1 protein-coding gene is annotated in these 1,145 nt (G+C 60.7%); it reads left to right on the top strand.

Annotated elements, in window-relative coordinates; all coding sequences use genetic code 11:
- On the top strand, window positions 1-1,145 hold a 1,145-nt coding region (locus tag BVH03_RS21555), incomplete at both ends, for an Ig-like domain-containing protein (RefSeq protein ID WP_177344929.1).

Below are 1,145 nucleotides of genomic sequence, written 5' to 3'. Positions count from 1 at the left end.
CGTCGATGTGCCCCAGGCATTGGTCGAAGGCCCTTATACCGTTGGGGCGCAGGTAAATGATCCGGCGGGCAACACGGGCTCTGCTACTAACAGTGGCGCCATCGACACTACCGCTCCGTCCATTACGGTCGACGCACCAGCCATTACCAATGACACCACGCCGACTATTACCGGCACCACCGATGCGCCTGTGGGCAGCACCGTTACGCTGACCATTACTCAGGGCACTAACACCTTCACCGTTACCACGCCGGTTCTGGCTGGCGGTACCTACAGTGTCGAGCTGACTCAGCCGTTGGTTGAAGGCCCGTATACCGTTGAGGCTCAGGTGACTGACCAGGCGGGCAACATCGGCTCAGCCAACAATAGTGGCGCCATCGACACCATCGCTCCGCTGATCACCGTCGATGCTCCGGCCATCACCAATGACACCACGCCGACCATCACTGGGACTACCGATGCGCCGGTGGGCAGCACCGTCACGCTGACTATCACCCAAGGCACGACCACCTACACCGTAAATACGCCAGTTCTGGCTGGCGGTATCTACAGCGTCGAGCTGACTCAGCCGTTGGTTGAAGGCCCGTTTAACGTTGAGGCTCAGGTGACTGACCAGGCGGGCAACACCGGCTCGGCCAACGACAGTGGCGCCATCGATACCACCGCTCCGCTGATCACCGTCGATGCTCCGGCCATCACCAATGACACCACGCCGACCATCACTGGGACGACCGATGCGCCGGTGGGCAGCACCGTCACGCTGACTATCACCCAAGGCACGACCACCTACACCGTAAATACGCCAGTTCTGGCTGGCGGTACCTACAGCGTCGAGCTGACTCAGCCGTTGGTTGAAGGCCCGTATACCGTTGAGGCTCAGGTGACTGACCAGGCGGGCAACACGGGTTCAGCCACTAACAGTGGGGCCATCGACACTACCGCTCCGGCGATTACGGTCGATACTCCGGCCATCACCAATGACACCACGCCGACCATCACTGGGACTACCGATGCGCCGGTGGGCAGCACCGTTACGCTGACCATCACCCAGGGCAGTACCGTCATTACTGTGACTACACCGGTTCTGGCTGGTGGGACTTTTACCGTCGATGTGCCCCAGGCATTGGTCGAAGGCCCTTATACCG

The organism is Pseudomonas sp. PA15(2017) (assembly GCF_001945395.1).
GTDB lineage: Bacteria > Pseudomonadota > Gammaproteobacteria > Pseudomonadales > Pseudomonadaceae > Aquipseudomonas.
The sequence above is the reverse complement of the archived record's forward strand: the minus strand, read 5'-3'. Positions and strand labels throughout refer to the sequence as shown.